General features: G+C 72.7%; 4 protein-coding genes and 1 pseudogene. 3 read left to right on the top strand and 2 right to left on the bottom strand.

All coding sequences use genetic code 11. The features are described from left to right. Window positions 1-452, top strand: a pseudogene (locus NCC78_RS25045) (nitrate- and nitrite sensing domain-containing protein); the annotation flags it as partial. Next, a complete protein-coding gene (locus tag NCC78_RS25040) occupies window positions 449-871 on the top strand; it encodes a roadblock/LC7 domain-containing protein (protein ID WP_443677209.1) in 423 nt (140 codons plus the stop codon). The pseudogene NCC78_RS25045 and the gene NCC78_RS25040, both read left to right, overlap by 4 nt. A gap of 59 nt (window positions 872-930) precedes the next feature. On the opposite strand, the gene NCC78_RS25035 is transcribed toward NCC78_RS25040, so the two are convergent. After that, window positions 931-2,415, bottom strand: a complete 1,485-nt coding sequence (locus NCC78_RS25035) for a GH1 family beta-glucosidase (protein ID WP_250797449.1) — start codon at window positions 2,413-2,415, stop codon at window positions 931-933. Window positions 2,416-3,397: 982 nt separating this feature from the next. Between NCC78_RS25035 and NCC78_RS25030 the strand changes: the two genes are divergently transcribed. Further along, window positions 3,398-6,289: a glycoside hydrolase family 48 protein gene (locus NCC78_RS25030; RefSeq protein ID WP_250797454.1), complete on the top strand. Its 2,892-nt coding sequence runs from the start codon at window positions 3,398-3,400 to the stop codon at window positions 6,287-6,289. Between the two features lie 281 nt (window positions 6,290-6,570). Here NCC78_RS25030 and NCC78_RS25025 read toward each other — a convergent pair. After that, a partial coding sequence (locus NCC78_RS25025; RefSeq protein ID WP_250797446.1) for a DUF3159 domain-containing protein occupies window positions 6,571-7,082 on the bottom strand: 512 nt, incomplete at its 5' end.

The following is a 7,082-nucleotide window of genomic DNA, read 5'->3' as shown; positions in this document are numbered from 1 at the left end:
TGGGTGGCCCACCGACGTCGGCGGAGCTGCCGGTGGCCGGTCGGCGCCCGGAGGCCACCGCGCCGCGCCAGACCCGCCCGGTTCCGGTGCGGGCCGAGGACGTGCTCGCCCCGGCAGCCGGGGCGCCCGCGGCGGCCGATGGTGGCTGGTGGTCCCGGCAGGGGCCGGCGCCGGCCCCGGCGCGGGAGACGTCGCCGACGCCACCGGCCGTTCCGGTGACCGGCGGCACCAACGAGCGTGGCCTGCCCGTCCGGGTGCCGATGGCCCAGCTCTCCGCCGTCACCCGGTCGGCCCGGCCGGAGCAGCCGGCGCCACGTCACGACCCGGACCCGGAGGCGGTCGGCGGGATGTTGTCCCGGTTGTACAGCGGTGTCCGGCGGGCCGAGGCCGAGGACACCACCGAGATACCCGTGCCGCGCGCCGGCGCGCGCACCGAAGGGGGAGATCAATGATGACGTTGAGCCAGGAGGCCCGGGACCTGAGCTGGCTGGTCAGCGCGTTCGCGCAGCGGGTGCCGGGAGTGGCGCACGCGATCGTGGTCTCCTCCGACGGGCTGCTGGTGGCGATCTCCGACCACCTGCCCCGGGACCACGCCGACAAGCTGTCCGCGGTGACCTCCGGCCTGATGAGCATCACCGCGGGGGCTGCCCAGATGTTCGACGGCGACGTGGTCAAGCAGACGGTGGTCGAGATGGGCCGCGGATACTTCCTGGTCATGCAGATCCGCGACGGGTCGATCCTGGCCACGCTGGCCGGGGCGGACGCCGACATCGGTGTGGTCGGCTACGAGATGGCGCGGCTGGCCAAGCAGGCGGGGGAGATGCTCACCCCGGCGCTGCGGGCGGAGTTGCAGCAGGCCCTGCCCCGCTGACCGGCGGACCCCCACCCGGCACCCGCCGACCGGCGCCGGGTGGGGAGCTGTCCGGCCCTTTAGAGGCCGTTGTCGGCGATGACCGTGCGGTACCAGTGTGCGCTGCGCTTGAGCACGCGTCGCTGCGTGGGGTAGTCCACGTAGACCAGTCCCCAGCGCTGGTCGTACCCCTCGGCCCACTCGAAGTTGTCCAGCAGCGACCAGACGTGAAAGCTCTCCAGCGGCACCCCGGCGGTGACCGCGCGGTGCGCGGCGGCCAGGTGGTCGCGCAGGAAGCTGATCCGGCCGGTGTCGTCGACGGTGCCGTCGGCGGCGAGGGTGTCCGGGGTGGGCAGGCCGTTCTCGGTGACGGTGAGGGGGATCGGGCCGTAGTCGCGGGTCACCCGGGTCAGGATGTCGTACATCCCGTCGGGGTAGATCTGCTGCCAGTCGGCCTCGGAGGTGGGCCAGCGCCGGGTCGTCCCGCCGTCGGCGGTGACGTAGATCGGGGTGTAGTACTGCACGGCGAGCAGGTCCACCGGCGCGGAGATGGTCGCCAGGTCGCCGTCGCGGATGCCGCGGACCATCCGGCTGTCGGCCCCGAGGTCGGCCAGCACGTCCTGCGGGTAGCTGCCCTTGAGGACCGAGTCGAGGTAGAGGCGGTTCTCGTAGCCGTCGTAGAGGCGGGCCGCCCGGGCCGCCTCGGCGGAGTCGTCGGCCGGGTAGCAGGGGTGCAGGTTGAGCGCGGGGCCGATCCGGCCGGCGCCGGTGGCGCGCAGCGCGCCGACGGCGAGCCCGTGGGCGAGCTGGAGGTGGTGGGCGACCAGGTACGCGGCGGCCGGGTCCTGCCGGCCCGGCGCGTGGTGCCCCCAGAGGTAGCCGTTCTGCACCACCGTCTTCGGCTCGTTGATGGTCAGCCAGGTCGGCACCCGGTCGCCGAGGGCGCGGAAGACGATCTCGGCGTAGTCGGCGAACCGGTGGGCGACGTCGCGCGACTCCCAGCCGCCGGCGTCCTGCAGGGCCTGCGGCAGGTCCCAGTGGAACAGCGTCGCCATCGGCGCGATGCCGCGCTCGTGCAGCCCGTCGACGAGGCGGCGGTAGAAGTCGAGTCCGCGTTGGTTGGGCGCGCCGGCGCCGTCGGGGAGGATGCGCGGCCAGGAGATGGAGAACCGGTAGCTGCGCAGCCCGAGGTCGCGCATCAGGTCGAGGTCCTCGGCGTACCGGTGGTAGTGGTCGGCGGCGACGTCACCGGTGTCGCCGTTGCGCGTCCGTCCCGGGGTCCGGCTGAAGGTGTCCCAGACCGACTCGCCCCGGCCGTCCTCCTTGGCCGCGCCCTCGATCTGGTAGGCGGAGGTGGCCGCGCCCCAGCCGAAGCCCAGGGGGAACCGCAGGCCGCCGGCCGGAGCGGCGGTGGTCTCCGCGTCGGTGTCCTCCGCCGGGTCCTCGCAGCCGTCGGCCGTGCCGGCGGCGGCGGCCGTGGCGGCGCCCGGTCGACCGCCGGTTCGGGCGGCGGCGGTGGCGGAGAGCGCGGCGCGGCCGAGCAGCCGCCGGGTGGGTATCGACATCGGGTTTTTCTCCTCGTGGATGCGTGCCACCGCTTGGGAGCCGGGAGCGCTCCCAGCATAGGGCAGGCGCTGTCGGCCGGTCATCCGCCGGTCGAGCGGGACGGGACCCGGCGGGTGGGCGGCGATCGGGGCTGGCGGAGCTGGAGGGTGCGGCGGGCGCCGACGGGCTGCGCCGCGAAAGGCGCGGGCGAGGGAGGGCGGTCGCGCCGCGTGTGGCGCCGCGGGGGGTCTGGCGGGCGCGGGGGCGTCGACCGGGGGTGCTCCGACGGGCCGACGGCGGCGAGGCCGGTCGGCACGGCGTCGCGGCCAGTCCCGTCGGCCTCTTTTCCCGTCGTGAACGGGGGTTTAGTGTGGGGACGGGGGAGGGCAACCCCCGTCCCCACCGTTGCTGCACACGCACGGGCGGAATTGGCGTCCTGTCGTGCGTGTCGCGCGGGAGCCGGGCCACGCGAGTGGCTTGAGGATCCACCTCCCTCCACGTCGGCGGGATGATGGCTGGCGGCGGCGTCCGGGCTGGCCCGCCGTCAGCCCTCGGGCTGGTCCCCGGGTCCGTCGCAGACGGGGCTCCGGGTGATCTTCCAGTTGGAACCTTTGTCGATGGAAGCGCTCCCATCGACGATGCTGCGACTGTAACGCCCGTCACGGCTTTGTGAAAGCCCCTAAACGAGATCGAAACATGTAGGTGCGTCGCCGCGTCGTCGATGTTGTGGGAGCGCTTCCATGCGTGGCACACTGTCGCCGACCGCGACGCGGAGCCAGATCGCGTGAGCGTGGGTCGCCGAGGGCAGCCGGTGCGTCCGGCACGGCACCCGACGCAGCCGGCCGGAAGCGCCGTCCCCGTGAGGCCGCCTCCCGCCGCACCCCGGCCCGGGCCGGGGCGACCACCATCCCCGGGCGCCTCGAATCCCCTTTCTTCGGGAAGGCGCCCCGCCGGGGGCCCCACCCCGGCCTGGTCGAAGGAGACACCGCGCACATGAGAGATCTGGCAAGACGTCGCCGCCTGGCGATGGTCGCCGCCACGGCGCTGGCGGTCGGCGGGGTGACCCTGCCGGCCGGCGCCGCACAGGCCGCCCCAGCCTGCGACGTGGTCTACGCGACCAACGACTGGAACAACGGCTTCACCGCCAACGTCACCGTCAAGAACCTCGGTGACCCGATCAACGGCTGGACCCTGAGATTCGCCTTCCCCGGCGAGCAGAAGGTGACCCAGGGCTGGTCCGCCCGGTGGAGCCAGACCGGCAACCAGGTCACCGCCACCAACGAGTCGTGGAACGGCAGCCTCGGCACCGGCGCCTCGACCAGCATCGGATTCAACGGCTCGCACAGCGGCACCAACCCGAAGCCCACCTCGTTCTCCCTCAACGGGGTCACCTGCGGCGGGGCGCCCCAGCAGCCGCCGACGGTCGCCCTGAACGTGCCGGCCGGGCCGTTCGAGGCGCCGGCCGACGTCCCGCTGACCGCGACCGCCAGCGACCCGGACGGGACGATCGGCAAGGTCGAGTTCTACCGCAACGGCCTGCTGGTCAACACCGACACCACCGCGCCCTACGGCTACACACTGGAGGACCTGCCCGCCGGCAGCTACACCGTGCAGGCCAAGGCGTACGACAACGCCAACCTCAGCGCCATCGCGGAGAAGTCCTTCACCGTGGCGCCGGCCTCCGGCCCGGTCCTGGTCGCCACCCCGTCCGCGGTGAGCGTGAACGAGGGCGGCAGCTCCCCGGTCAACCTGAAGCTCAGCGCGGCGCCGACGGCGAACGTCCCGGTGTCCCTCGCCCGCACCGGGGACACCGACGTCACCGTCTCGCCCGCCTCGGTGACCCTCACCCCGGCCAACTGGAACACCGGCGTGAACGTCACCGTCGCCGCCGCGGAGGACGCCGACACCGCCGGCGGCACCGCCACGATCACCGCCTCGGCGACCGGGTTCGCCCCGCTCGCCGTCACCGCCACGGAAATCGACAACGACACCCCCGGCGGCGACAACCCGTACACCGCCCGGTTCCTGGAGCAGTACGGGAAGATCAAGAACTCCGGCTACTTCAGCCCGGAGGGCGTGCCGTACCACTCCGTCGAGACGCTGATCGTCGAGGCGCCCGACCACGGCCACGAGACCACCTCGGAGGCGTTCAGCTTCTGGCTCTGGCTGGAGGCCCAGTACGGGCGGGTGACCCAGAACTGGGCACCGTTCAACAACGCCTGGACGGTCATGGAGAAATACATCATTCCGAACCATGCCGACCAGCCGACCGCCGGCGCGGCGGGCACACCGCAGTACGCGGCCGAATACGACCTGCCCAGCCAGTACCCGTCGACGCTCCAGCCCTCGGTGCCGGTCGGCCAGGACCCGCTCCGCTCCGAGCTGCAGTCCACCTACGGCACCGGTGACATCTACGGCATGCACTGGCTGCTCGACGTGGACAACACCTACGGCTTCGGTCGCTGCGGCGACGGCACCAGCCGGCCGGCGTACATCAACACCTTCCAGCGGGGCACGCAGGAATCGGTGTGGGAGACCATCCCGCAGCCCTCCTGCGACACCTTCGCCCACGGCGGCCAGTACGGCTACCTCGACCTGTTCATCAAGGAGGGCAACGCCCCGGCCAAGCAGTGGAAGTACACCAACGCCCCGGACGCCGACGCGCGCGCGGTGCAGGCCGCCTACTGGGCGCTGACCTGGGCCAAGCAGCAGGGCAAGGCGGCCGACGTGGCGGCGACCGTGGCCAAGGCCGCCAAGATGGGCGACTACCTGCGCTACGCGATGTTCGACAAGTACTTCAAGAAGATCGGCAACTGCGTCGGCGCGGCCACCTGCCCGGCCGGCACCGGCAGGGACTCGGCGCACTACCTGATGTCCTGGTACTACGCCTGGGGCGGCGCGTACGAGCCGAACCAGAACTGGTCCTGGCGGATCGGGTCGAGCCACAACCACTTCGGCTACCAGAACCCGTTCGCGGCCTGGGCGCTGACCAACGTGGCCGAGCTGAAGCCGAAGTCGCCGACCGCGGTCGCCGACTGGACCAAGAGCTTCGAGCGGCAGCTGGAGTTCTACACCTGGCTCCAGTCCGCCGAGGGCGGCATCGCCGGTGGCGCCACCAACAGCTGGGGCGGCAACTACGGCCAGCCGCCGGCCGGCACCTCCACCTTCTACGGCATGTACTACGACGTCGACCCGGTCTACAACGACCCGCCGTCGAACCAGTGGTTCGGCATGCAGGCCTGGTCGATGCAGCGCATCGCCGAGCTCTACCTGGAGGCCGGCAACGCCAAGGCCAAGGCGCTGCTGGACAAGTGGGTGCCCTGGGCCATCGCCAACACCACGCTGGGCGCCGACTGGTCGATCCCGTCGGACATGAAGTGGAGCGGCCAGCCGACCACCTGGAACCCGGCCAGCCCGCAGCCCAACACCAACCTGCACGTCGAGGTCACGGTGAAGGGCCAGGACGTCGGCGTCGCCGCCGCCTACGCCCGGACCCTGATCGCGTACGCGGCCAGGTCGGGCAACGTCGCGGCGAAGAACACCGCCAAGGGTCTGCTCGACGCGCTGCACGCGGCCAGCGACACCAAGGGCGTCTCCCGGCCGGAGAAGCGCGGCGACTACCGGCGCTTCGACGAGGTCTACGACGCCACCACCGGGCAGGGCCTCTACGTCCCGCCGGGCTGGACCGGCACGATGCCCAACGGCGACGCGATCGCCGCGGGCAAGAGCTTCGCCGACATCCGGTCGTTCTACAAGAACGACCCGGACTGGCCGAAGGTGGAGGCGTACCTGAAGGGCGGCGCGGAGCCGACCTTCAACTACCACCGGTTCTGGGCGCAGGCCGACGTCGCCATGGCGTACGCCGACTACGGCAACCTGTTCCCCAACGGCTGAGCCGACTCCTCCGGGTGGGCGGCGCGGCTCGCCCACCCGGAGACCGACCGGGCTCGGGGGACCGTGGTGGCCCGGTCGGCGGAGGGCCTGACACCCACGGTCAGGCCGGGGTGGGCCGGCCATCCGGCCGACGCAGCGGGTCGGCCGGCCCACCCCATCATCCGGATGCGCACCGAGCGCGAAAAAGCCCGAAAAAGAGGCCCGCACGGGATCACGCGCGGGTCCGGGACGGAGTAACGTACGTCACCGGAGAGGCCGCTCCCCCCGTGGCGGCCTCTCCCTTATTTTTCCTGGCTTGCGGCCCGCTCGCCGGCCCCGGTCACCGGGTGCCGCAGCCCCGGATGACCCGCCGGCAACGACCGTCGCACCACCACCCAGCTCACCCCGAGCGCCGCGGCGACCAGCGGCCAGGTCAACGCCACCCGGGCGACGGTCAGCGCGACCACCTGGCCGCCGAGGTAGAGGGGCAGGAACACCGCCACCCGCAGCAGGTACGTCGCCGCCCAGACCCAGCTGCCCCGCCGGTACGCGCGCAGCAGCGCCGGGTCCCGCCGCCACCGGCCCCGCTGCCTCAGCGCGACGCCGACGAGCACACCGAGCAGCGGCCAGCGCACCACGATGCTGACCATCCAGGCGAGCGCGCTGGCGGCGTTGGCGACCAACTGGATGAGGAAGAAGTCCTCGGCGCGGCCGGTGCGCAGCGCGATCAGCGCGGCCACGCAGACGGCCAGCAGCCCGATCAGCACCGAGCGGGGCCGGTCGCCCCGGCGCAGCCGCCAGCCGGCCACCGCCG

The sequence above is a fragment of the Micromonospora phytophila genome (genome assembly GCF_023656545.1).
GTDB lineage: Bacteria > Actinomycetota > Actinomycetes > Mycobacteriales > Micromonosporaceae > Micromonospora > Micromonospora phytophila.
The sequence above is the reverse complement of the archived record's forward strand: the minus strand, read 5'-3'. Positions and strand labels throughout refer to the sequence as shown.